This is a genomic window from Avibacterium avium (genome assembly GCF_900454535.1).
In the GTDB taxonomy this organism is placed as follows: Bacteria; Pseudomonadota; Gammaproteobacteria; order Enterobacterales; family Pasteurellaceae; genus Avibacterium; species Avibacterium avium.
On sequence record NZ_UGSP01000001.1, the window covers coordinates 1,208,737 to 1,233,761 of the forward strand.

Sequence of the window (25,025 nt, forward strand, 5' to 3'; positions counted from 1 at the left end):
CTAATTCCATAATCATTAATATTAAAGTGCGGTGAAAAAATTCACAAAATTTCCACCGCACTTTTTCTCTCTTTACTTTACAAATCGCAAAATCCCCCTACAATAACCGCCTTTACGCATTTACCTTGAGTGAATGCCTGACTTGTAATCAGACACAAAGAGAAATTTATGACAACCACATTTAAACCAGAACTGCTTTCACCTGCAGGTTCGTTAAAAAATATGCGCTATGCCTTTGCGTATGGCGCTGATGCCGTTTATGCAGGGCAGCCACGTTATAGCTTGCGTGTGCGCAACAATGAATTTAACCACACCAATTTAAAAATTGGCATTGATGAAGCGCACGCGCTAGGCAAAAAATTCTATGTAGTGGTGAATATTGCACCGCACAATTCCAAATTAAAAACCTTTATTAAAGATCTTCAGCCTGTGGTGGAAATGAAGCCCGATGCCTTAATTATGTCTGACCCAGGGTTGATTATGCTTGTGCGTGAACATTTCCCCGATATTGACATTCACCTTTCGGTGCAAGCCAATGCAGTGAACTGGGCAACGGTGAAATTCTGGAAACAAATGGGACTAACTCGCGTGATTTTATCTCGCGAACTTTCGATTGATGAAATTGCTGAAATTCGCCAGCAAGTGCCAGATATGGAAATTGAAATTTTCGTCCACGGTGCATTATGTATGGCCTATTCGGGGCGTTGTTTGCTTTCAGGTTACATCAACAAGCGCGATCCAAACCAAGGCACTTGCACCAATGCGTGCCGTTGGGAATATTCGGTAGAAGAAGGCAAGGAAGACGAAGTGGGCAACATTGTTGGCAATGAAATCCCTGTGAAAAATGTTGCGCCAACCTTGGGCGAAGGGCAAACTACGGACAAAGTCTTCTTACTTGCAGAAAGCCAGCGTCCAGAAGAAAAAATATCTGCCTTTGAGGACGAACACGGCACTTATATTATGAACTCAAAAGATCTGCGCGCCGTGCAACACGTTGAAAAACTCACCCAAATTGGAGTTCATTCACTAAAAATTGAAGGGCGCACCAAATCTTTCTACTATTGTGCAAGAACCGCACAGGTTTACCGCAAAGCTATTGATGATGCCGCCGCAGGCAAACCATTTGATGAAAGCTTAATGGATACCCTTGAAAGCCTTGCACACCGTGGCTATACCGAGGGCTTTTTACGTCGCCATACGCACGATGAATACCAAAACTACGACTATGGTTATAGCATTTCTGAGCGTCAGCAATTTGTCGGTGAATTTACTGGTGTGCGTAAAGAGGGCTTGGCCGAAGTGGCGGTAAAAAATAAATTCTTACTTGGCGATGAAGTGGAATTAATGACGCCAAAAGGCAATATTGTGTTCAAAATCCAAAGAATGCTGAACCGCAAAGGCGAAGAAGTGGAGGCAGCATTAGGCGACGGACATTTTGTGTTCCTTGATGTGCCTGAAGATCTTGAACTTGATTATGCGTTATTAATGCGAAATTTGGTCAATGCCAACACGCGTAATCCGCACGCAAATGAAAAATAATTGTTAAAAATTGCGATGAATTGTTAAAAAAATGTTGCAGATTACGTTTTTTAGCGTATAATTAAACCATACCCTAAAAAGTATGACTCCAAATATTTTCAGCCCTTCTTTGAAGGGCTTTTTTTATGCCTGCTTAAATGTGGTGAGTTTGTATTATTTATTCAGCTATTTGCTGTTTAGGATCATCACCATATCTATTTGGTCCAACTGTGCCTGATAACGTCATTAATAAAATAAAGACAATAACGTTAATAATTGGTATAAGCAATAATAACAATGCCCACGCAGATAAATCTAGATCGTGAAATCTTCTAACCAAGAGAGAAAGATTAGGTATGAACATCAATATATAATAAATCGGATTGAAAAGACTAATGTTTAGTAGATAATCTGGAACAAATGAAATAAAGCTAAATATTAAATTGAATAGCGAAAACATAATAAATTCTTTTCTTCTCGCTCTTGAGTAAAAATTAATATTTTTTAGTGTAAAAAGAAACCAATTCATCTCTTATAACCTTATTAATTTTAACAACACCAACACTTCATAATGAGCTGTATTAGGAAACATATCAAAAAGTTTGATTTTCTGTGCTTGGTAGTTTGCTAATTCTTGCAAGTCTTTGCCCATTGAAACCGCATTGCAGCTGGAATATAAAATAAAGTGCGGTTGTAATTTGTTGAGAAATTGAGCCAACTCTTTGCCAATACCACGGCGTGGCGGATTGACGATCAGCAAATCTGGTTTTTCATTTTGTGCTAAGGCAAAATTTGCTGCATCTAAGGATTGAAACTTCACCTGTGCTAAGCCCAATTTTTCGGCTGACAAGCTAGCACTAGCAATCGCTGATGGGGAAATTTCAATGCCAGTTAATTGCACGTTTACGCCTTTTTGTTGCAAGATCGCCGCACAATGCAAGCCAAAGCCCCCTACGCCGCAAAACAGATCCCAAATTTTGCTAATGGGAAGATCCTTAATCCATTGCTGTGCCGTGCTGTATAAGCCTTCTGCCACCTTTGGATTGGTTTGGAAAAAGCTTTGTGGGCGAATAAATAACGGAATTTTGTTAAAACTTTCAGCGAGCTGCTTTTGTTCCGTGAGAAAAATTTCTTCTTCTCCTTCTAAAATCGCCGCGTGTTTCGGTTGAATATTCAGGCTCACCACCTTTATTTGTGGCAAGTTTGCCAATAATTGTGGTAATTCTCGCTGAATAAGCGCCAGTTTAGCGGTAGATCGCAACACAAAACGTAACATTAATGTGCCGTTACTTTGGCTTTCCGTGAGCAAAATATACTTTAACTCGCCTTTGCGTTTGGCGATGTTGTAAGGCACAAGCCCCGCACGCCCGATAAAGGTTTTTAATTGGGCAAAAATCTCAGCGAAATGCGCAGGGTAGAGTAAACAATCGGATAAATCTACCGCACTTTGTGGAGCATTGGGATCGGTCAAAATGCCTAAAATTGGACGTTCCACCGAACCGCTCACCACCATTTTGGCTTTGTTACGAAAACCTTGTTGCGCAGAAGTATAAGGTGGCAACCATTCAAGCTGTGATTGATCAAGCCCATTAAGTTGTTGAATCAAATGCGCTTTTTTCTCATCAAGCTGTTTTGCATAAGGCATTTTAAGCCATTGGCAAGAACGGCATTGTCCCGCCATAAAGTGTGGACAAACTGGCATTGCTGACATTTAGGCACTCGCTAACCAAGTTTGTTGAAGTGCGGTCAATTTTTGCTGATTTTCTTGCCAACGTGATGATTTTTCTAAAGTTTTCCAATCTAACTGGCTACGTTTAAACAAACCTTGCAAACGTTGTTGGCGCAGGACATATTGCTCAGGGGATTCTTGCGGTTGGAAATGATCTAGCACTTGGATCACGCCCTCACGCTCATTGCAAAGCAATAGTAAATCACAACCCGCATTAAGGGATTGCTGACAACGCGCCACAAAATCGCCCATAAAACCCGCACCTTTCATTCCTAAATCATCAGAGAAAATTGCCCCTTGAAAGCCGAGCTGTTGGCGTAACACCTGTTGTAACCAATAGCTTGATCCGCTTGCTGGTTGCGGATCGCATTGCGTGTAAATGACGTGTGCGGGCATTACCGCATCGAGATAATTTTCCGCGATTAAACGCTGAAACGGCACAATATCTTGCGTGAAAATATCCGCTTTGGGGCGTTCATCATAAGGGGTTTCAAGATGAGAATCAGCCAGCACTCGCCCGTGTCCAGGGAAATGTTTGCCCGTGCTTGCCATTCCTGCCTCACGCATTCCAAGAATAAATTGGCGCGCTAGTTCAACAGTTTGCTCAGCCTCATCGTGGAAACTGCGATCGCCAATGGCACGGCATTGATGACCTAAATCCAACACTGGAGCAAAGCTTAAATCAATATCAAGTGCGGTCATTTCTGCTGCCATTTGCCAGCCCGCTTCTAATGCCATTGCTTTTTGTTCAGCGGGATCGCGGATAAGCTGGGCGAAACTTTGCATTGCGGGCAGTTGGGTAAACCCCTCACGAAAGCGTTGCACCCGCCCACCTTCTTGATCCACCGTAATGAGTAGCGGTTTCTTGACCTTGTGGCGTAAAGTGGCGATAAGATGTTGAATTTGCTCACGATCATAAAAGTTGCGGGTAAATAAAATCACGCCCGCAACCAGCGGGTGGGTGAGCAGTTCTAATTCTTCTTGGCTAACGTCTTGTCCAGTAAGATCGATAAGTAAGGCTGACATTGAAATCCTTATTGCAATTTATTCAAACGAAGATATAAACGGTAATTGACGCTTTGTTCTGTTGGCGGAACAGGCGTTAAGTTGGTTTGTTGGCTTGGTTGTAGCAGTAAACTAGAAGGCGAGGTTAAATTCGGCTCTTCTCCTTGGGTTACGCCATTTTTGTCATACCAAAAGAAATAATAAGCCACATCAAGCTGCTGCTGGCTCTTGTTTTTCAGCCAAACATTGTTGTGGTGTAATTTTGTTTCAATCAAGGGAGCGAGATTGGCTTCTACATTTAAAATAGGTGCATTCTCACTCACAATATTTTGCGAAGGCGTGGAACTACAAGCAGCAAGCAACAGGCTTAATCCGCACAGAAAAAACAGTTTTTTCATTATTTTGCCAACATTTTGCCAAGTGGTTCACCACCAAGTAAGTGCATATGCAAATGATACACCTCTTGTCCGCCGTGTTTGTTGCAATTGACGATAAGACGGTAGCCATCTTGTGCAATGCCTTCTTGCTCTGCCAATTTTGCTGCAACGGTAAATAAACGTCCTAATGCCACTTCATCTTGCTCGCTCACTTCATTCACTGTCGGGATCAGTTTATTCGGAATAATCAAAATATGGGTTGCCGCTTGCGGTGAAATATCACGAAATGCGGTGACTAATTCATCTTGATAAACGATATTTGCTGGGATTTCTTTACGAATAATTTTACTGAAAATGGTTTCTTCTGCCATAGGAAAATCCTTGTGTTAGAGAACTAAAAGTGAAGTTATTTTATCAGAATAGTGCGGTAGAAAATAATAAAATTTTTACCGCACTTTTGTGTATTAAGAGAGGAATTTAAATTGGAAAAATTTGGCTATATCCACTTGGCATTTTGACTGTTAGGCTGAGTTCACCGCCCATTTTTTCCACATAGCGTTTTAGGGTAGAAAGTTTAACATCATTCCCGCGTTGCTCTAATTGGGCGATAGCAGATTGAGAAACGCCGATGGCTTCAGCCATTTCTCGCTGAGAAAGTGCCAATTTTTCGCGTAACATTGCAAGTCCTGTTTCCAAAATTAACTCATCAGACATTTCTTTTATTTTTTGTTGTGTCTCTGTGGTTTCTTGTGAGATTAACTCATCTAGCGTGGTATATTTAGTCATCTTTTTTCTCCAAGGTTGCTAAATAAGCGGTAAATTCATTGTCAGCTAATCTGATCATTCGATTGTAGAATTGTTTGTCACCACTTTTATCGCCTGCGCATAAAACAATAGCTTGGCGCAGTGGATCAAAAGCAAAAAATGCGCGAATAGGTTTGCCTTGATGCTGAACGCGTAGTTCTTTCATATTGGCATATTTTGAACCTTTTACTGTATCGGCATAAGGACGCGACAACTGTGGCCCATAAAATCTTAAGTTATTTAATGAAGTTAAAACAGCGATACGGCATTCTTCATCTTGCTTGCTTAACCAAGATTTGAATTGTTCTGTTGCAATTACCGTCCATTTTCTCTGTTCTTTCATTTTTATTAGAGTACCTAGAAATTTGTAAGCATTTTATAATAGTTAGATTATCAAAACAATAATCTATGTATTATCATTTTTCATTGTCTGAATAAAATAGCGAATTTGTTTGTTGCAATTTTGTAAAATTTAAGTTTTATAATATTGCGATATGTTAAATTAATGTTGTAAAAATTGATTTACAACAAATTTTATAAAAAATAAAATCTTTTTTAGTTTAAAGTTCAGGACATATCCCTTAGAATTAGCACATAACTTTTAGGGGGTAGAATGAAAAAAGAAAATGCCGTGAGTTTTATGGCAACGCCAACGGAAATGGCTCAGCTCGCTGAAGATATTGGGGTTTATAAAGCCACTAAAAATCAATTCTATTCTTTTCTTTCCGCAATTTCAGCAGGGGCGTTTATTGCACTTGCTTTTGTCTTTTATACCACCACGCAAACAGGGCTAGCGAATGTGTCTTGGGGATTGGCTAAACTGGTTGGCGGTTTAGTGTTCTCTGTGGGCGTGATTATGGTGGTTGTCTGTGGTTCTGAGCTTTTCACTTCCTCAACAATGACGTTGGTGGCACGCGCAGGGCAACGAATTAATACCATTCAAATGTTACGCAACTGGGTTGCCGTTTATGCAGGTAATTTCGTCGGCGCAATCATCATTGCAGGCTTAATTTGGTTTGCTGGGCAAACAATGGCGGCCAATGGACAATGGGGCTTGACGATTTTAAAAACAGCCCAACATAAGATTCATCATAGCTGGTTTGAAGCTTTTAACTTAGGCATTTTATGTAACATTATGGTGTGCATTGCGGTGTGGATGAGCTATGCAGGAAAAACCTTAACAGACAAAGCCTTTATTATGATTTTACCGATCGGCTTGTTTGTTTCTTCAGGCTTCGAGCATAGTGTGGCGAATATGTTTATGATTCCCCTTGGGATCATCACAGCCCATTGCAGTTCAGCCGAGTTTTGGCAATCCCTTGGGCTAAATGCTGCACAATTTGCTGATTTAGATGTTTATCATTTTGTCGTAAAAAATCTTATTCCTGTTACGCTTGGTAATATTGTTGGTGGCGGGGTATGTATTGCATTAATGCAGTGGTTTACTAACAGACCACATTCACATTAGTTTGGCGTAAGAGCGGTTGTTTTTTCGCCGTTTTTACATAGTTAAAATTTTATTTACGTTAAAGGAAAATAGTAATGACTCAACTAACAGAAGCGCAAAAAAAAGCGTGGGAAGGTTTTACTCCAGGTGACTGGCAAACCGAAGTAAACGTACGCGATTTTATTCAAAAAAACTACACCCCTTATGAAGGTGATGAATCATTCCTTGCTGGTGCAACGGAAGCGACCACGAAATTATGGAATGATGTAATGGAAAAAATTAAGGTTGAGAACAAAACTCACGAACCTTATGACATTGATACAGATACGCCATCAACCATTACTTCTCACAAACCAGGTTACATTGAAAAAGACTTGGAAAAAATCGTGGGCTTACAAACTGATGCACCATTAAAACGTGCCATTATGCCTTATGGCGGAATTAAAATGGTGAAAGGTTCGTGCCAAGTTTATCGTCGCGAATTAAAACCTGAAATTGAACATATCTTTACAGAATATCGTAAAACCCATAACCAAGGGGTATTTGATGTTTACACCCCAGATATTTTACGTTGCCGTAAATCAGGCGTCATCACAGGGTTACCAGATGCTTATGGCCGTGGCCGTATCATTGGGGATTATCGCCGTTTAGCCCTTTACGGTGCAGATTTCTTAATGAAAGATAAATTTAACCAATTTAATTCATTACAAGAAAAATTAGAGCGTGGTGAGGATATTCAAGCAACAATTCAATTACGCGAAGAAATTGCTGAACAACACCGTGCATTGGGTAAAATTAAAGAAATGGCAGCCTCTTACGGCTTTGATGTTTCTAACCCAGCAACTAACGCACAAGAAGCGGTGCAATGGACGTATTTTGCTTACCTTGCAGCGGTGAAATCACAAAATGGTGCGGCAATGTCTTTTGGCCGTGTTTCTACTTTCTTAGATATTTACATTGAACGTGATCTTAAAGCGGGCAAAATCACAGAGCAAGAAGCACAAGAATTAATCGACCACCTTGTAATGAAATTGCGTATGGTGCGTTTCTTGCGTACTCCAGAATACGATCAATTATTCTCTGGCGACCCAATGTGGGCAACCGAAACATTGGCAGGTATGGGCTTAGACGGTCGTACATTAGTAACCAAAAACAGCTTCCGTATCTTACACACCCTTTATACAATGGGGCCATCACCAGAGCCAAACTTAACCATTCTTTGGTCTGAGCAGTTACCAGAAGCGTTCAAACGTTATTGTGCGAAAGTATCGATTGATACCTCATCTGTACAGTATGAAAACGATGACTTAATGCGTCCAGACTTCAACAGTGATGACTATGCGATCGCTTGTTGTGTAAGCCCGATGGTTGTGGGTAAACAAATGCAATTCTTCGGTGCGCGTGCGAACCTTGCAAAAACCTTGTTATACGCAATCAATGGCGGTATTGATGAAAAATCAGGTATGCAAGTAGGGCCTAAATCAGCACCAATTACAGATGAAGTGTTAGACTTCGATACAGTAATGGAACGTATGGACAGCTTTATGGATTGGCTTGCTACCCAATACGTTACTGCATTAAACATCATTCACTTTATGCACGATAAATATGCCTATGAAGCGGCATTAATGGCATTCCACGATCGTGATGTATTCCGCACAATGGCTTGCGGTATCGCAGGGCTTTCTGTGGCAGCAGACTCATTAGCTGCGATCAAATACGCTAAAGTGAAACCAATTCGTGGCGACATCAAAGATAAAGATGGCAACGTAGTGGCATCTAACGTGGCGATCGACTTTGAAATCGAAGGTGAATATCCACAATTTGGTAACAACGACAGCCGTGTTGATGATCTAGCGGTAGATTTAGTTGAACGCTTTATGAAGAAAATTCAAACGCACAACACTTATCGCAACGCAACCCCAACACAATCTGTACTTACTATTACATCTAACGTGGTTTATGGTAAGAAAACAGGTAACACCCCAGATGGTCGCCGTGCTGGTGCGCCATTCGGGCCAGGTGCAAACCCAATGCACGGACGCGATCAAAAAGGTGCGGTAGCTTCATTAACTTCTGTAGCGAAATTACCATTTGCTTACGCGAAAGACGGTATTTCTTACACCTTCTCAATCGTACCAAACGCATTAGGTAAAGATTACGAAGCACAAAAACGCAACCTTGCAGGCTTAATGGACGGTTACTTCCACCACGAAGCGACTGTTGAAGGCGGACAACACTTAAACGTGAACGTAATGAACCGTGAAATGTTGTTAGATGCAATGGAAAACCCAGAAAAATATCCACAATTAACCATTCGTGTTTCTGGTTACGCCGTGCGTTTCAACTCTTTAACCAAAGAGCAACAACAAGACGTAATTACGCGTACTTTCACGCAAGCAATGTAATTATGTTGTAGCATAAAAAGAAATTAAGGGAACATAGAGGAAATCTATTGTTCCCTTAAATTTATCTGCCATATAATAAGTGCGGTAGTTTTTTACCAAGTTTTTTATCTCATTCCACTTTTCAACAGGAGATGTTATGAAACATACCAAATCCAAATTAGCCGTATTGACGCTTTCCGCTCTTTTTGTACTCACAGCTTGTACCTCAAATCAACAACATGCTGAACAGCAATTACAAGAGCAAGCCGTGCTAGGCTTAAACTGGGTACAACAATCTGGTGAATATCAAGCCTTAGCCTATCAAGCCTTTAATATGGCAAAAATTGCCTTTGACCAAGCGAAAGCTACCAAAGGTAAAAAGAAAGCGGTTGTAGTGGATCTTGATGAAACAATGATGGACAACAGTGCTTATGCGGGTTGGCAAGTGCAAACAGGTCGCAGTTTTAATGGTGATGACTGGACACGTTGGGTGAATGCACGGCAGACCGCGGCTGTACCGGGCGCAGTTGAATTTAATAACTATGTAAACAGCCACAACGGTAAAGTTTTCTATGTTTCTAATCGCAAAGATGCCATAGAGAAAGCGGCTACACTTGATGATTTAAAAACACTGGGTTTTGTTGGCGCAAGTGAAAACACGCTCTATTTGAAAAAAGACCAATCAAATAAATCCCCTCGCTTTGCAGAAATAGAGAAACTTGGCTATGACATCGTCCTTTATGTGGGTGATAATCTCAATGATTTCGGTGATGCGACTTATAAAAAATCCAATGCAGAACGCAGAACATTTGTGCAAGAAAATAACCAATTATTTGGTAAAAAATTTATTATGCTACCAAACCCTAACTATGGTGATTGGGAAGGGGGATTATCACAAGATTATTATAAAAGCGCTGAGCATCGGCTTAATATCCGCCACAACGCAATTAAAGCATGGGATGGAAAATAAATTTTTTCACCAAGATTAAGCGATAATATGAACAATCTGCCTATATCCCAATAGGCAGATTAATTTCTATTTAATTCTCGCAGGGCGAGCTAAATGCTCAAGAGCATTAAATAGAAATTAACGAATTTACATTTTCTCTAACGAAGGAATATTATGTCTGTTTTAGCACGCTACCATTCTTATGAATCTTGTGGGACGGTTGATGGTCCGGGGATTCGTTTTATTCTTTTCTTGCAGGGCTGTCTGATGCGTTGCAAGTATTGCCACAACCGCGATACTTGGGATTTACACGGTGGCAAAGAAATTTCCGTAGAAGAATTAATGAAAGAAGTGGTAACTTATCGCCATTTTATGAATGCAACTGGTGGTGGCGTAACCGCATCTGGTGGTGAAGCCGTATTGCAAGCAGAGTTCGTGCGTGATTGGTTCCGTGCCTGCAAAAAAGAAGGAATTCACACTTGCTTAGATACCAATGGTTTTGTGCGCCATTATGATCATATTATTGATGAGCTACTTGATGTTACTGATTTAGTTTTGCTCGATCTGAAAGAACTCAATGATCGCGTTCACCAAAATTTGATCGGCGTGCCAAATAAACGTACGCTTGAATTTGCTAAATATTTACAAAAACGCAATAAGCCAGTTTGGATTCGTTATGTTGTTGTACCAGGTTGGACGGACAGTGATGAAGATGTGCATTTACTCGGCCAATTTATTCAGCATATGGATAACATCGAAAAAGTTGAGCTGCTTCCTTATCACCGTTTAGGTGCGCACAAATGGGAAACGATGGGCGAAAAATACGAATTAGAAGATGTTAAACCGCCAACAAAAGAATCCCTTGAGCATATTAAACAGATTTTAGAAGGCTATGGTCAAACTGTAACCTATTAATTTATAAATTTTTGTGTAAACCGTGCTAGAATAGTGCGGTTTTTTTTCAGCAGATTTAACAAATAGAACAAAGGTAATCAATGAAACCCTCTATTATCAGTAAATTAGATAGTTTAAATGAACGCCACGAAGAGCTAGAAGCCTTACTTGGCGATGCCTCAGTCATTAGCGATCAAGAAAAATTTCGTGCCTATTCAAAAGAATATGCCCAACTTGAAGACGTTGTGAAATGCTTTGCACGCTGGAAACAGTTAAATAGCAATATGGAAGAAGCCGAATTATTGCTTGATGATCCCAGTATGCGTGAAATGGCACAAGAAGAAATTGAAGAATGCAAAACCGAAATTGAGCAAGTAGAAGCGCAATTACAAATTTTATTACTGCCGAAAGATCCTAATGACGAATATAACTGCTATTTAGAAATCCGTGCTGGAACCGGCGGTGATGAAGCAGGTATTTTTGCGGGCGATCTATTCCGTATGTACAGTCGTTATGCTGAAAGCAAACGCTGGCGTGTGGAAATGCTCAGTGCGAATGAAAGCGAGCAGGGCGGTTATAAAGAAGTGATCGTCAAAATCAGCGGCGAAAATGTATATGGTCAGTTAAAATTTGAATCAGGCGGACACCGAGTTCAACGCGTGCCAAAAACGGAATCGCAAGGACGAATTCATACTTCCGCTTGTACCGTGGCGGTAATGCCAGAATTGCCAGAAAGCGAATTACCAGAAATTAACCCTGCCGATTTACGTATTGATACTTATCGCTCATCAGGCGCAGGCGGTCAGCACGTTAATACTACCGATTCAGCGGTGCGAATCACTCATATTCCAACAGGCATTGTGGTGGAATGCCAAGAAGAGCGTTCACAACATAAAAACAAAGCCAAAGCAATGTCAGTGCTAGCTTCTCGCATTGTGCAAGCAGAGCAAGAACGCCAAGCAGCGGAACAAGCAGACACACGCCGCAACTTGCTAGGCTCGGGCGATCGTTCGGATAAAATCCGTACCTATAACTACCCACAAGGCCGTGTTACCGATCACCGCATCAACCTAACGATCTATCGCTTAGATGAAGTGATGAACGGCAAAATGGACGAATTAATCCAACCAATCATCACCGAATACCAAGCTGATCAGCTTGCGGCGTTATCGGATCAAGGATAATTAGCCAGTTAATTCGCTAAGAAAAAAGAAAAGTGTGGTATAAAAACGAGAAAAATACGGTAACTTAATATAATAAAAAAGGCTTGATTTTCACATCAAGCCTTTTGTTTTACCTTAATTTTTATTGCACCAACAAATAAAAATTCGTTTTTCCACGCAAAATATTTAACGCGATAGTAGAAGGTTTATCTTTGAGTGATTTACGCAGTTGGTCTAGGTTCTCAACTGGAGAGCGGTTTATGCCGATAATCACATCACCGTCTTTTAAGCCTAAGCGTTGAGCCAGAGAGTTATCCTTAACTTTGCTGATCGCCACGCCTTTTTGCCCTTTTTCGTTGTAATTACTTAGCTCAGCCCCTTCTAAGGCAGGAAGCACATTATCAGCATTAGCTTTTGCTTGTTCATCCTTTTGTAGGGTCACCTTGGTGGTTTTGCTATTACCATCACGCAAGTAAGTGAGTTCAATTTCTTTACCTGCACCTGTGGTTGCGATTTTCGCTCTTAGCTCAGCAAAACTTGCTAGCTTTTGTCCATTCATTGCCGTGATCACATCACCCGCTTGAATGCCTGCTTTTTCTGCTGCAGAATCAGGTAATACTTCACTTACAAATGCCCCTTGTTGTGTGCTAAGTTTTAACGCTTTAGCCAGATCTGCATTTAATTCAGCGCCTTTAATTCCTAATAAACCACGGCGAACTTCACCAAATTCGAGAATCTGGCTCACTAAATTATTTGCCATATTACTTGGAATTGCAAAAGCGATACCAGCATTTCCACCACTTGGGGAAATTATCGCAGTATTAATACCGATTAATTCTCCGTTTAAGTTGAGTAACGGGCCACCTGAATTGCCACGGTTTATCGCTGCATCTGTTTGAATATAGTTTTCATAGCCACCACGTTCTGATCCCGTGGAACGCCCGAGAGCGGACACAATCCCAGAGGTAACAGTTTGCCCTAAGCCAAAAGGATTACCAATGGCGACGGTGAAATCACCCACACGTAATTTATCTGAGTTAGCGATTGTAACTGCGGTGAGATTTTTAGGATTTTCTAATTCTAATAATGCCACATCTGAAAGTTCATCAGATCCTACAAGTTTAGCTTTAAATTCACGACCATCTTCAAGTTTTACTGTGATTTTGTCAGCTTGATCGATAACGTGGTTATTTGTTAGCACATAACCTTTGTCTGCATTAATAATAACCCCAGAGCCAATGCCTTTAAAGCTACGAGGCGAATTATTGTTAAATGCATCAGGGCCGAAGAAAAACTTAAATTCCTCTGGAATCTCATTATTTTGTAATGAGGTTTTTTGTTTTCCTTCCACCGCAATGGATACCACCGCTGGCAGAACCCGTTGTAACATTGGCGCTAAACTAGGTACGGATTGACCTTCTACTTGAGTAGGTATACTTGCCTGCGCCACCATTGAAGTGCTTAACAGGCTTAATCCTAATGCAATACTGCTCAATAAAAAATGTTTTCTTTTCACTTAATTTCTCCATTTCTTTACTAAGTTGTCATTTTAAGATATGAACAAATTTTTAGTTTTAAAGCCAAAAATGTACTATTTTTTCAGCATATTTACGCTGGCAAAATTTGTTCATAGTTCAGCTTAAGACAAAAAAAATAGAAAATTGTTCGAAAACAAGGTGCAGAATTTTCGTTTTTGTAAAGAAACAGCATAATCACTAAAATATGGGTAAATTCAAATTTACACCAAAAGTGCGGTGTTATTTTGCCAAAATTTTTTGTATTGTAGCTGTAATATCTTCCGCTTGCATAATGTTCGATATCACCGCGACACCGTCAGCACCTGCTTGTAATAGAGCGGGAACCTGTTCTGTTTTTATTCCACCAATGGCAACCAAAGGCTTGTTGATGCCTTGTTGGCGCAAGGTGGAAATAAAGTGAATGCCCACAACAGGGGACGGATCTTCTTTAGAAAATGTGGTAAAAATTGGCCCACAGCCATAGTAATTCACGCCGAGAAAGGCGTTATGGCGTTGAGCTTGTTGCAAGGTATTGACGGATAAGCCAATTAACATTTTGCCTTCAATTTGGTGGGCTAATTGTTCTACAGGCGTATCTTTTTGCCCAACATGAATGCCGTCTGCGTGCAATTTTTCTGCGAGTTGAACATCATTATTCATAATAAAAGGCACATTATATTGTTTACATAAATCTTGACATTGGCGGGCAAGTTGCTCAATTTGTTGCGGATCTTGCAAGGAAAATTGCCCTTTTTCACGAAATTGATAACAAGTAATGCCGGCCTTTAACGCCTGTTCTAAACGCTCTAACAGAGTTTGTTGTGGCTGGCTTGCATCATATTGTGGCAGATGACGGCAATCTTGCGTACCTGCCACTAAATAACAGCGTAAAATTGATTTATCCATTTTTTTGCTCCTGTGAATAAGCCCAGTGATTGGTTGGGCCGTGTCCGTGTCCGATATTTAAAGGGTGAGTGATGGCGCTGGTAATAAAGGCTTTGGCAGTTTTGCAGGCTTGCTCCAACGGTTGCCCTTTGGCAAGTTCAGCGGTTAAGCAAGCGGAAAAAGTGCAGCCTGTACCGTGGGTGTGTGGCGTGTTAAAACGTGGGCTTTCCAAGACAAAAGATTCTGTCGGCGTGAAAATAAAATCTTGGCATAGCGCACTTTCGCTGTTTTGCTGATGGCCACCTTTTATAATCACGGTTTTTGCGCCCATTTGTTGTAAACGTTCAGCAATTTGCACAATACTGTGCCGATCTTCAGCTTTCAATCCTGTTAAGGCTTCTGCTTCAGGCAGATTTGGCGTTAGTACATCGGCTAAAGGCAATAGTTGCTCACGCATCGCTTGAATTGCCGATTGTTCCAATAAACTCGCGCCCCCTTTGGCGATCATCACAGGATCGATAACCACATTCGCAAATGGGTGCTGACGCAAAAAAGCGGCCACAGTTTGGATAATTTCAGCTGTGCCGAGCATACCAATTTTTACCGCATTGGGCGTGAAATCTGCCACAATCGCCTTGAGTTGCGCTTCAATAGTGCTAAGAGGAATCAAATGAATATCCGTTACGCCTAAGGTATTTTGTGCGGTAACGGCGGTGATCACGCTCATTCCAAATACATTACGCATTTGAAAGGTTTTCAGATCTGCTTGAATACCCGCACCGCCGCCGCTGTCTGAGCCAGCAATGGTCAGGGCTTGTGCAATATGAGTCATTGTTGCTCCTTATTTTTCTATGTGAACCTGTGCGAATTGTGCTATTTGTTGATCACTCAGCTCGCCAAGCTGATCTAAAAGTGCGGTGTAAAATTGCCCATATTTTGTGCTTCCTAAATCTTTCGCTGCCAGTTGCCCTGCCACCGCATAGGCCGTACTTGCTTGCACTACTGCATTAAAGGGTTGGTTCGGATCGACCGCTAAAAATGCCCCTAACACCGCGCCAAGCAAACAGCCTGACCCCGTGATTTTTGGAAACATTGGCGTGCCGTTATCAATGGTCGCCACTTGCACGCCATCGCTGATGTAATCCACCGCACCGCTCACTGCCACAACACATTGATGACGTTGCGCAGCCAGTTTGGCAATTTGTGCCACATCGCCTTCACCTTGCCCTGCGTCCACGCCTTTCGCCGCCCAATTCACTCCTGCTAGCTGGGCGATTTCCCCTGCATTGCCACGAATAGCAGTGAATTTTACCTTGCTCAGCAATTCAGCCACCACGTCCTTGCGGTATTGCGTTGCGCCCACGCCCACAGGATCAAGCACCACAGGAATGCCCGCTTTATTCGCAGCTTTACCAGCCGCCAACATTGCTTTCACTTTGAAAGGATCGAGCGTGCCAATGTTAATCACCAAGGCAGCGCTAAATTGAGCAAGATCCGCCATTTCTTCTTCGGCATCCGCCATAATCGGCGATGCGCCCAAGGCTAATAGCCCATTCGCTACATAGTTTGCCACCACAATGTTGGTGATGTTGTGGATTAAAGGATTGGTTTGGCGAATTTTCGTGATTAAATTAAAGTCCATTTTTTTCTCCTATGCATAAAAATTAAGCGTAAAAAAAGCCCAGTCCCATTGCCTTTATGATGAAAAATCATCTATAAAATCAATTTGATAGGGAATGATGTTGCGGAATGATTATTTGAAAATAAAAAAGGGAAGAATAAAGTGCGGTCAAAAATAGATAGATTTTTTACAACAAGCGCTTTCATAATAAGTTTCCTACGTCAGTGCTAACTGGATCAGGTTCAACGGGTATTATCTCAGCTACACAAGGCAGCACCCCGACTATTAATGGTTTCACTCTACAAAGAAATAGTCAGAAACACAATCTCACCACTCAGAATTTCCGCATTTTGCACAAAGTATTTTTTCGTTTTGCGAGCAAGATCGCAAAAATTGTTTGACAAGATTGCGAAAGTGCGGTGCTTTTTTCATCATATTTTTATTTGTAATGGTAAGTTGTCATTTTATGTAAGAATGAAATTTTTGCTTAAATTAGATGTGATTTTATGGCTGGTGATTGGCGCAGGCTTGAGCTTGCTTTATATACCGAACCCCTTATTGCTTAGCGTTGAATTAATGCTGTGCACTGTGGGAATTGGGAGCTTAGCTGTTTTGGTAGCCTACCTTTTCGCCTATTATAAAATCGCAAAAGGGCTAGTTTATGGCGTGATTTTTGTATTGAGTCTAGGGTATTTTCATCATCAAGCGCTGCAAATTTTGAGCCAAGCGGAGCAGAGCGCGAGTTTAAACAAGATCAGCATTCCAATTAAGATCGAGAAAATCTTACATCAGCAAGATTATCAAACTGTGATTGCCACTGGGAAATTGGCAGAAAATTTGCCTAGCCAGCGAATATATTTGCAATGGCAAAAAAACACAGTAGATAAGGAGAAAGAGCAAATTAAAACAGGGCAAGTTTGGCAGGTAGAATTATTGCTCAAACCCTTATCAAGCCGTTTAAATCAAGGGGGATTTGATCGGCAAAAATGGTATTTCTCACAAGGTATCACGGCGTATGGCAGAGTAAAAAGTGCGGTGCAAATTTCGCAAGATTTAGCGTGGCGAGAGCGATTATTGCAAGCCAGTTTTCAGCAGACTCAAGGCTTACCAATGCAAGGATTATTGTTGGCACTGGGCTTTGGCGAACGGGCGTGGCTTAATGTAGAACACTGGCAAATTTATCAGAAAACCAACACCGCACATTTAATTGCCATTTCTGGATTGCATATTGGTTTAGCAATGTTGCTTGGTTTTGCTATTGCAAGAGCGGCACAGTTTGTCTTGCCCACGCATCGAATAGGGGCAATTTTGCCATTATTGTGCGGCGCTTTTATTGCTTTAATTTATGCCCAGTTGGCTGGGTTTTCTATTCCTACATTAAGGGCGTTACTTGCCTTGGGGTTGGTATGTCTGATCCGAGTGCTACGCTGTTATTATACGCCTTGGCAATATTTTCAATGTGTGGTGGCATTGCTCATTTTATGGGATCCACTGATGTTACTTTCCGTGAGTTTTTGGCTTTCCGCAGGGGCGGTGGCAAGCCTGATTTTGTGGTATCAACTTGTGCCATTGGATTTAATCCAAGGACAAATTTATCCCATTAAAAATCAGTGGGTGAAAAAAATCCTACGCTGGATTTTTTCCTTATTTCATCTCCAACTCGGTTTGTTATGTTTATTTACCTCAATTCAGCTTTATTTTTTTCACGGAATGTCTTTATCGGGAATGATAGCTAACCTTTTAGCCGTGCCAGTGTTTAGTTTATGTCTTGTGCCAATGGTATTGTTTGCGGTGTTGAGCCAAGGTGCGTTTAATTCGTGGCAAGGGGCGAATTATTTAGCAGAAAAAATCACGGCATTGCTCAGTCAATGGCAAGGGAATTGGATGGATTTGTCAGAAAATCAATCGCAATGGATTGTCATTTTGTTGCTCATTTTGGGGGTGGGGTATGTGTTTTATTTGCAAAAATTGTCGCAAAAAGTAGCGAAAAAACCAATTTTAGCAGGGAAAAAGATAATCTCACTCAATACAGAAAAATTGCCTAGCCCGTTATTTTTACAAAAAATGAAGCCTATTTTTGCAGGGTTACTTGGAATAATGCTGATGAATTTGGCGTGGCAAGAGATAAATGCGCCTAAATGGCGATTGGAAACCCTAGATGTCGGGCAGGGCTTGGCAACATTATTGGTGAAAAATCAGCGTGGCATTTTATATGATACGGGGGCAGCGTGGCGTGGGGGAAGTATGGCGGAGCTAGAGATTTTGCCTTATTTGCAACGGCAGGGGATTGTGCTAGATAAGCTGATTTTGAGCCACGATGATAATGATCATTCAGGGGGCGCTAGTGCGATTTTACAGGCGTTCCCACAGGCAGAATTGATTACGCCGTCAGAAAAAAATCACACAAAAAACCACCGCACTTTTTGTACTCAGGGGCAACAATGGCAATGGCAAGGATTGCGCATTACCGCGCTTTCCCCACAAAAGATCCGCAAGCGCGCAGAAAATCCAGATTCTTGCGTGTTGTTGATTGATGATGGCAATCGAAAGGTGCTTTTAACCGGTGATGCTGATAGCCAAACAGAGCGGCAATTTGCTGATTTAGCTGGAAAAATAGAGATATTGCAAGTGGGGCATCACGGCAGTAAAACCTCTAGCAGTGAATATTTGCTTAAAACAACGCAGCCTAAGATCGCATTGATTTCGAGTAGCCGTGGTAATCCTTGGCATTTCCCCCATTCCGTGGTGTTGGAGCGGTTAAAAGCACAACAAAGTGCGGTGTATAATACGGCAGATTTTGGGCAGATAAGCCTGTTATTTTTCCCCGAGCAGATAAAAATTTATACCGCAAGATCGGAATTTTCCCCTTGGTATAGGGGATTAAGTATCGGGGATTAATTGGCTTGTCGGCAAAATAAAGGTAAAATGGCGCAGTTTTTTAACTGAAATGAAGAAATTATGCAAGATAAAGACTTAACCACGTTGCAAACGTTCAAACGCTTATGGCCGATTATCGCCCCTTTCAAAATGGGGTTGATTGCCGCCGCCGTTACATTGGTTTTCAATGCATTGGCGGACGCAGCATTAATTCAAATGCTTAAACCGTTGCTTGATGACGGTTTTGGCAAGGCGGACGTGAGCTTTTTACGCATAATGGCTGTGGTGGTGGTGCTGTTGATTATTGTGCGTGGCGTAACAAGTTTTGTTTCAACTTATTGTTTAGGCTGGGTGTCTGGCAAAGTGGTGATGACCATTCGCCGCCGTTTATTCAAGCATTTAATGTATATGCCTGTGCCGTTTTTTGATCAAAACTCCGCAGGCAAATTGCTTTCGCGCATTACTTACGATAGCGAACAGGTCGCCAATTCTTCATCGGGATCCTTGGTGACCATTGTGCGTGAAGGGGCGTATATTATCTCTTTACTTGGCGTGATGATTTATACCAGTTGGCAGCTTTCTTTGGTGCTTTTCGTAATTGGGCCGATTATTGCGGTGCTGATTCGTATGGTATCGAAAAAATTCCGTGAGTTAGGTAAAAATATGCAAAACTCAATGGGTGAACTGACCTCTTCTGCAGAACAAATGCTGAAAGGGCATCGCGTGGTGCTGTCTTTCGGTGGACAAAAAATTGAAGAAGAACGCTTTAATAAAGTGAGTAATGATATGCGCCGTAAGGGAATGAAAGTGATGGTAGCAGATGCCATTTCTGATCCTGTGGTGCAGATTATTGCGTCTTTCGCCCTGTCGGCGGTGTTGTATTTGGCAACAGTGCCAGAAATTATGAGCCAAAACTTAACGGCAGGCTCTTTCACGGTGGTGTTTTCTTCAATGTTGGCAATGATGCGACCATTGAAGTCTTTAACGAACGTCAATGCGCAATTCCAGCGTGGTATGGCAGCGTGCCAAACCCTGTTTGCTATTTTGGATATGGCAACCGAGAAAGACAACGGCACTTATGAAGTGGAAAAAGCGAAAGGAAATATTGCTTTCAAAGACGTTACGTTTAGCTATTCAGGCAAAGATCACCCTGCGTTAAATCATATTTCCTTTGAAATTCCGCAAGGCAAAACCGTGGCATTGGTGGGGCGTTCAGGCTCAGGAAAATCGACTATTGCCAATTTGGTTACGCGTTTTTATGAGATTGAGCAAGGGGAAATCACCCTTGATGGCGTGAATATTCAAGATTACACGCTGAATAATCTGCGTGAAAACTGTGCGGTGGTATCACAGCAAGTGCATTTATTTAATGACACCATTGCCAATAATATTGCCTATGCCGCAGCGGATAAATACAGCCGTGAGGACATCATTAAAGCGGCTAAAGCCGCTCACGCAATGGAATTTATTGAAAAATTAGATCAAGGGTTGGATACCGTGATCGGCGAAAACGGGGCGAGTTTATCGGGCGGACAACGCCAGCGTTTAGCCATTGCCCGTGCTTTGTTACGCAATTCCCCTGTACTGATTTTAGATGAAGCGACTTCGGCGTTGGATACAGAATCTGAACGTGCAATTCAGGCAGCGCTTGAAGAATTGCAAAAAGAGCGCACGGTTTTAGTGATTGCTCACCGTTTATCGACCATTGAAAAAGCCGATGAAATTTTGGTGATTGAACACGGTGAGATCAAAGAACGTGGCACGCATCAAGAGTTGCTTGCATTAAATGGTGCTTACAAACAGCTACATCAAATGCAATTTAATCATTAATACTATATTGGTGTACGAATTTTCAGCGTACACCAATCTATCCATTTTGATGAGGTGATAATGAATTTTTGGTATCAATCCAACCTTTTGGCAAAGGTGCTGAAGTGGTTATTATCACCTTTCGCCCTGTTATTTTTATTCATCACCCGCCTGCGTGCGTGGCTATATCAGCGCGGCATTTTGGCTTCTTACAAAGCGCCAGTGCCAGTGGTGATCGTAGGCAATTTATCCGTTGGTGGAAATGGCAAAACCCCTGTGGTCATCTGGCTAGTGCAACAATTACAGCAACGAGGCATTCAAGTTGGCGTGATTTCGCGCGGTTATGGGAGCAAAGCAAAAAGTTATCCCCGTTTGGTGGCAAGCCACGATGCTCCTGTGGAAACGGGCGATGAACCCTTATTGATTGCCAAACGCACTAATGCCCCTGTGTGTATTTCACCAAATCGCCAGCAGGCTATAGAACATTTACTCGCGCATTTCCCTTGCCAAGTGATTATCAGTGATGACGGCTTACAGCATTATAAATTGCAACGCGATAAAGAAATTGTGGTGCTTGATGCGCAGCGCCAATTTGGTAATGGTTTTGTGTTGCCCGCAGGGCCACTGCGTGAGCCAATTTGCCGCTTAAAATCTGTCGATTGGATTATCAATAACGGCGCAGCAACACCTTTTAGCCAAACGGTAATGACATTAACACCGCACGTTGCCATTCATTTGCAAACGGGGGAAAAGCGTCCTTTGCAGGATTTTGCCCAGCAAAACATCACCGCCATTGCAGGCATTGGCAACCCACAGCGTTTTTTCATAATGTTACAAAAGTTGGCGATCAATGTGGTGGAAAGCCAAGCCTTTCAAGATCATCAGGCTTATGATCTCACATTATTTGAAAAATTTAATAAAAACCAACCGCTCTTTATGACCGAAAAAGATGCGGTTAAATGCCAAGATTTTGCACAATCTAATTGGTGGTATGTGCCTGTTGAAGCAGAAATTAATGATGAACAAAGTGAACAATTTATTGCCGCATTGATCCAACAAGTAAAAACTGCGCCAAAAAGCACCGCACTTTAATTTATCTGTTTTATGCACCGCCTGATGAAGCGGTTAAACATAGCCTTCTGAAAAGAAGTGGAGAAACTTTAATGAACGAAAAACTACTCGATATTCTCGCTTGCCCGATTTGTCAAGGGCGTTTGAAATATGACAAAGAAAATGAACAGCTGATTTGCACCTTTGAACAACTGGCTTATCCCATTGAACAGGGCATTCCTGTGTTGTTAGCGGAGCGTGCAATTTCCTTGCAATCAGAAAACGAGAGACAAGAAAAAGCGCAACAAGAAGGAGCAGAATAATGGCAAAATTCACGGTAATTATCCCTGCACGTTTTGCTTCAAGCCGCTTACCTGGTAAGCCTTTGGCGGATATTGCAGGCAAACCAATGATCGCTCACGTTTGGCAAAAAGCACAGCAATCAGGCGCGAGCCGCGTGGTGGTGGCAACGGATAACCAAGCTGTGGCGCAAGCTGTGCAAGCCTTTGGCGGTGAAGTTTGTATGACTTCAGAACATCACAATTCAGGCACAGAACGCTTGGCGGAAGTGGTGGAGAAGTTAGCCCTTGCGGATGATGAAATTGTGGTGAATATTCAAGGTGATGAGCCATTAATTCCCCCAGTGATTGTGCAGCAAGTGGCGGATAATTTAGCAAAAAATGCCGTGAAAATGGCAACCCTTGCCGTCCCATTGAATGATGCAGAAGAATTATTTAACCCAAATGTGGTGAAAGCAGTGGCGGATCAATCGGGCAATGTCCTATATTTTTCCCGCGCGCCGATCCCTTGGAATCGCGACCAGTTTGCTGGTTTATCTGATGAACAAAAAACGCAACTTGTGCTACAAAGCCAGTATTTACGCCACATTGGCATTTATGCTTATCGTGCAGGCTTTATCAAGCAATATGTACAATGGCAACCTTCAGCGTTAGAAAATATCGAATCTTTAGAGCAACTTCGCGTGTTGTGGTATGGCGAAAAAATTCATATTGACCTTGCGAAAGAAGTGCCAGCGGTGGGCGTGGATACGCCAGAAGATTTAGAAAAAGTGCGGGCGATTTTAGCGTAATTTTTCGATTTATTCCTTGGGCGATTTTTCGCCCATTCTTTTTTATCAGCAGATCTTAATATTTTAGAAATGACCTTTGATGCCAAAAAGTTTCTCGCTAACGTAACCCACGATCCCGGTGTTTATCGTATGTATGACGATAAAGATCAGGTGATTTATGTGGGCAAAGCGAAAGATTTAAAAAAACGCCTGTCGAGCTATTTTCGGGCGAATTTATCCAGTAAAAAAACGGAAGCTTTAGTCGCCAGCATTCATCGCATTGAAACCACCATCACATCAAGCGAAACGGAAGCCTTGCTGTTAGAGCATAATTATATTAAAACCTATCAGCCACGCTATAACGTGCTATTGCGTGATGACAAATCGTACCCCTATATTTTGCTCACCAAAGAACGCCACCCGAGAATCACTGCCTATCGGGGAAGTAAAAAAATTCAAGGCGAATATTTTGGCCCTTATCCTAACGCAGGAGCAGTGCGTGAAACTCTTTCTTTATTGCAAAAATTGTTCCCTGTACGGCAATGTGAAAATTCCGTTTATCGCAACCGCTCACGCCCTTGCTTGCAATATCAAATTGGACGCTGTTCCGCCCCTTGTGTAGCCGGTTATATTTCTGATGAAGATTACAATCAACAAGTGAATTTTGCGCGTCTTTTCTTGCAAGGTAAAGATCAGCAAGTACTGGATCATCTTGTGGCAAAAATGGAACAAGCGAGCCAAGGGTTAAATTTTGAAGAAGCGGCACGCATTCGTGATCAAATTCAAGCGGTGCGAGCGGTGATCGAAAAACAATTCGTCAGCAATGATCGCCTTGATGATATTGATATTATCGCCATTGCCTACCAATTGGGCATCGCTTGCGTACAAGTGCTGTTTATTCGACAAGGCAAGATTTTGGGCAACCGTAGTTATTTTCCAAAAGTGCCAGCCAATACGGATTTATCCGAACTCACCGCCACCTTTGTCGGACAGTTTTATTTACAGGCTCATCAAGGGCGAAGCGTGCCGAACAGCATTATTGTGGATCACAAACTCGCGGAAAAAGCCCAGCTAGAAAGCCTGTTATCAGAGCAAGCGGGGCGAAAAGTGCAGATTCAAGACAGTGCCAAAGGGGAAAAAAGTAAGTATTTGCAATTGGCACAAATGAATGCCCAAGCGGCGTTGGTTACCCAACTGAAACAATCCACGCTGATTAACGAACGCTACCAAGCGTTGCAAGCGTTGCTCGGCATTGAAAAAATCCAACGAATGGAATGTTTTGACATCAGCCACACAATGGGCGAACAAACCATCGCTTCTTGCGTGGTGTTTAATCAAGATGGGCCGCTAAAATCTGATTATCGCCGTTTTAATATTACGGACATCACGGGCGGTGATGATTATGCCGCAATGGAACAAGCCTTATTGAAACGCTATGATAAAGATCTGGACGCAGAAAAAATTCCTGATGTAATCTTTATTGACGGTGGAAAAGGGCAGCTTAACCGTGCCTTACAAGTGTTCCAACAGCTCAAGGTAAAATGGGACAAAAAACGACCGCACTTAATCGGCGTAGCGAAAGGTGTGGATCGCCGTGCAGGCCTAGAAACACTCATTATCAGCAAGCAAGATCGCGAAATTAATTTACCGCCGGATAGCCTTGCCTTGCATTTAATTCAGCATATCCGTGATGAAAGCCATAACCACGCCATCAGCGGCCACCGCAAAAAACGCCAAAAAGCCTTCACCCAAAGCGGATTAGAAACCATTGAAGGGGTGGGGGCTAAACGTCGTCAAGCCTTATTGAAATATCTTGGTGGAATGCAAGGCGTGAAAAAAGCCACCCTTGACGAAATCGCTTCCGTGCCGGGCATCTCAAAAGCGTTAGCAGAGAAAATTTTTGAGGCGATGAAGGGGGAGTAGT

Annotated in this window: 23 protein-coding genes and 1 riboswitch; of the genes, 12 read left to right on the forward strand and 11 right to left on the reverse strand. The window is 42.1% G+C overall.

The window, feature by feature from the left end:
* Positions 1 to 168 precede the first annotated feature (168 nt).
* Positions 169 to 1,539 (forward strand): prephenate-dependent tRNA uridine(34) hydroxylase TrhP, encoded by a 1,371-nt coding sequence (gene trhP / locus DYC50_RS06010; protein WP_115249411.1) that lies wholly within the window; start codon positions 169 to 171, stop codon positions 1,537 to 1,539.
* Between the two features lie 157 nt (positions 1,540 to 1,696).
* On the opposite strand, the gene DYC50_RS06015 is transcribed toward trhP, so the two are convergent.
* From DYC50_RS06015 to DYC50_RS06045, 7 genes are all read right to left on the reverse strand, one after another.
* Positions 1,697 to 2,047 (reverse strand): DUF805 domain-containing protein, encoded by a 351-nt coding sequence (locus DYC50_RS06015; protein ID WP_115249412.1) that lies wholly within the window; start codon positions 2,045 to 2,047, stop codon positions 1,697 to 1,699.
* 3 nt (positions 2,048 to 2,050) lie between these two features.
* A complete protein-coding gene (gene rlmC / locus DYC50_RS06020) occupies positions 2,051 to 3,220 on the reverse strand; it encodes a 23S rRNA (uracil(747)-C(5))-methyltransferase RlmC (RefSeq protein WP_115250171.1) in 1,170 nt (389 codons plus the stop codon).
* Positions 3,221 to 3,229: 9 nt separating this feature from the next.
* A complete protein-coding gene (nagZ, locus tag DYC50_RS06025; RefSeq protein WP_115249413.1) occupies positions 3,230 to 4,273 on the reverse strand; it encodes a beta-N-acetylhexosaminidase in 1,044 nt (347 codons plus the stop codon).
* An 8-nt stretch (positions 4,274 to 4,281) separates the two neighbouring features.
* Positions 4,282 to 4,650, reverse strand: coding sequence for a YcfL family putative periplasmic lipoprotein (locus tag DYC50_RS06030; protein ID WP_115249414.1), 369 nt, complete (start codon positions 4,648 to 4,650; stop codon positions 4,282 to 4,284).
* A complete protein-coding gene (gene hinT / locus DYC50_RS06035) occupies positions 4,650 to 5,000 on the reverse strand; it encodes a purine nucleoside phosphoramidase (RefSeq protein WP_115249415.1) in 351 nt (116 codons plus the stop codon). The genes DYC50_RS06030 and hinT overlap by 1 nt, the downstream gene beginning before the upstream one ends.
* Positions 5,001 to 5,106: 106 nt before the next feature.
* Positions 5,107 to 5,415 (reverse strand): helix-turn-helix domain-containing protein, encoded by a 309-nt coding sequence (locus tag DYC50_RS06040; RefSeq protein ID WP_115249416.1) that lies wholly within the window; start codon positions 5,413 to 5,415, stop codon positions 5,107 to 5,109.
* Positions 5,408 to 5,776 (reverse strand): type II toxin-antitoxin system RelE/ParE family toxin, encoded by a 369-nt coding sequence (locus tag DYC50_RS06045; RefSeq protein ID WP_115249417.1) that lies wholly within the window; start codon positions 5,774 to 5,776, stop codon positions 5,408 to 5,410. The genes DYC50_RS06040 and DYC50_RS06045 overlap by 8 nt, the downstream gene beginning before the upstream one ends.
* Positions 5,777 to 6,046: 270 nt before the next feature.
* Here DYC50_RS06045 and focA point away from each other — a divergent pair, with 270 nt between their 5' ends.
* The 5 genes from focA to prfA all read left to right on the forward strand — a co-directional run bounded on the left by focA (position 6,047) and on the right by prfA (position 12,294).
* Positions 6,047 to 6,901, forward strand: coding sequence for a formate transporter FocA (focA, locus tag DYC50_RS06050; RefSeq protein WP_115249418.1), 855 nt, complete (start codon positions 6,047 to 6,049; stop codon positions 6,899 to 6,901).
* Positions 6,902 to 6,975: 74 nt separating this feature from the next.
* Positions 6,976 to 9,288, forward strand: a complete 2,313-nt coding sequence (gene pflB, locus DYC50_RS06055; RefSeq protein ID WP_115249419.1) for a formate C-acetyltransferase — start codon at positions 6,976 to 6,978, stop codon at positions 9,286 to 9,288.
* Between the two features lie 136 nt (positions 9,289 to 9,424).
* Complete coding sequence (locus DYC50_RS06060; RefSeq protein ID WP_115249420.1) at positions 9,425 to 10,237, forward strand: 5'-nucleotidase, lipoprotein e(P4) family; 813 nt, start codon at positions 9,425 to 9,427, stop codon at positions 10,235 to 10,237.
* A 153-nt stretch (positions 10,238 to 10,390) separates the two neighbouring features.
* Complete coding sequence (gene pflA / locus DYC50_RS06065) at positions 10,391 to 11,131, forward strand: pyruvate formate lyase 1-activating protein (RefSeq protein WP_115249421.1); 741 nt, start codon at positions 10,391 to 10,393, stop codon at positions 11,129 to 11,131.
* 80 nt (positions 11,132 to 11,211) lie between these two features.
* Positions 11,212 to 12,294, forward strand: a complete 1,083-nt coding sequence (gene prfA / locus DYC50_RS06070; RefSeq protein WP_115249422.1) for a peptide chain release factor 1 — start codon at positions 11,212 to 11,214, stop codon at positions 12,292 to 12,294.
* Positions 12,295 to 12,415: 121 nt separating this feature from the next.
* Here prfA and DYC50_RS06075 read toward each other — a convergent pair whose 3' ends face one another.
* The 4 genes from DYC50_RS06075 to thiM form a co-directional block, all read right to left on the reverse strand.
* Entirely contained in the window at positions 12,416 to 13,789 is a 1,374-nt protein-coding gene (locus DYC50_RS06075) for a Do family serine endopeptidase (protein WP_115249423.1), read from the reverse strand.
* Positions 13,790 to 14,030: 241 nt separating this feature from the next.
* Positions 14,031 to 14,696, reverse strand: a complete 666-nt coding sequence (gene thiE / locus DYC50_RS06080) for a thiamine phosphate synthase (protein ID WP_115249424.1) — start codon at positions 14,694 to 14,696, stop codon at positions 14,031 to 14,033.
* Complete coding sequence (thiD, locus tag DYC50_RS06085; protein WP_115249425.1) at positions 14,689 to 15,507, reverse strand: bifunctional hydroxymethylpyrimidine kinase/phosphomethylpyrimidine kinase; 819 nt, start codon at positions 15,505 to 15,507, stop codon at positions 14,689 to 14,691. The genes thiE and thiD overlap by 8 nt, the downstream gene beginning before the upstream one ends.
* Positions 15,508 to 15,516: 9 nt before the next feature.
* Positions 15,517 to 16,317: a hydroxyethylthiazole kinase gene (gene thiM, locus DYC50_RS06090; RefSeq protein WP_115249426.1), complete on the reverse strand. Its 801-nt coding sequence runs from the start codon at positions 16,315 to 16,317 to the stop codon at positions 15,517 to 15,519.
* Positions 16,318 to 16,492: 175 nt separating this feature from the next.
* Positions 16,493 to 16,587, reverse strand: a riboswitch (TPP riboswitch).
* 183 nt (positions 16,588 to 16,770) lie between these two features.
* Here thiM and DYC50_RS06095 point away from each other — a divergent pair.
* The 6 genes from DYC50_RS06095 (at position 16,771) to uvrC (ending at position 25,024) form a co-directional block, all read left to right on the forward strand.
* Positions 16,771 to 19,194: a DNA internalization-related competence protein ComEC/Rec2 gene (locus tag DYC50_RS06095; protein WP_115249427.1), complete on the forward strand. Its 2,424-nt coding sequence runs from the start codon at positions 16,771 to 16,773 to the stop codon at positions 19,192 to 19,194.
* Between the two features lie 60 nt (positions 19,195 to 19,254).
* A complete protein-coding gene (gene msbA, locus DYC50_RS06100) occupies positions 19,255 to 21,003 on the forward strand; it encodes a lipid A ABC transporter ATP-binding protein/permease MsbA (RefSeq protein ID WP_115249428.1) in 1,749 nt (582 codons plus the stop codon).
* Positions 21,004 to 21,063: 60 nt separating this feature from the next.
* Positions 21,064 to 22,074, forward strand: a complete 1,011-nt coding sequence (lpxK, locus tag DYC50_RS06105; protein WP_115249429.1) for a tetraacyldisaccharide 4'-kinase — start codon at positions 21,064 to 21,066, stop codon at positions 22,072 to 22,074.
* A gap of 71 nt (positions 22,075 to 22,145) precedes the next feature.
* On the forward strand, positions 22,146 to 22,355 hold the full coding sequence (locus DYC50_RS06110) for a Trm112 family protein (RefSeq protein ID WP_115249430.1): 210 nt from the start codon (positions 22,146 to 22,148) through the stop codon (positions 22,353 to 22,355).
* On the forward strand, positions 22,355 to 23,122 hold the full coding sequence (kdsB, locus tag DYC50_RS06115; RefSeq protein ID WP_115249431.1) for a 3-deoxy-manno-octulosonate cytidylyltransferase: 768 nt from the start codon (positions 22,355 to 22,357) through the stop codon (positions 23,120 to 23,122). The genes DYC50_RS06110 and kdsB overlap by 1 nt, the downstream gene beginning before the upstream one ends.
* Positions 23,123 to 23,191: 69 nt before the next feature.
* Complete coding sequence (uvrC, locus tag DYC50_RS06120) at positions 23,192 to 25,024, forward strand: excinuclease ABC subunit UvrC (protein WP_115249432.1); 1,833 nt, start codon at positions 23,192 to 23,194, stop codon at positions 25,022 to 25,024.
* Position 25,025: the final 1 nt, after the last annotated feature.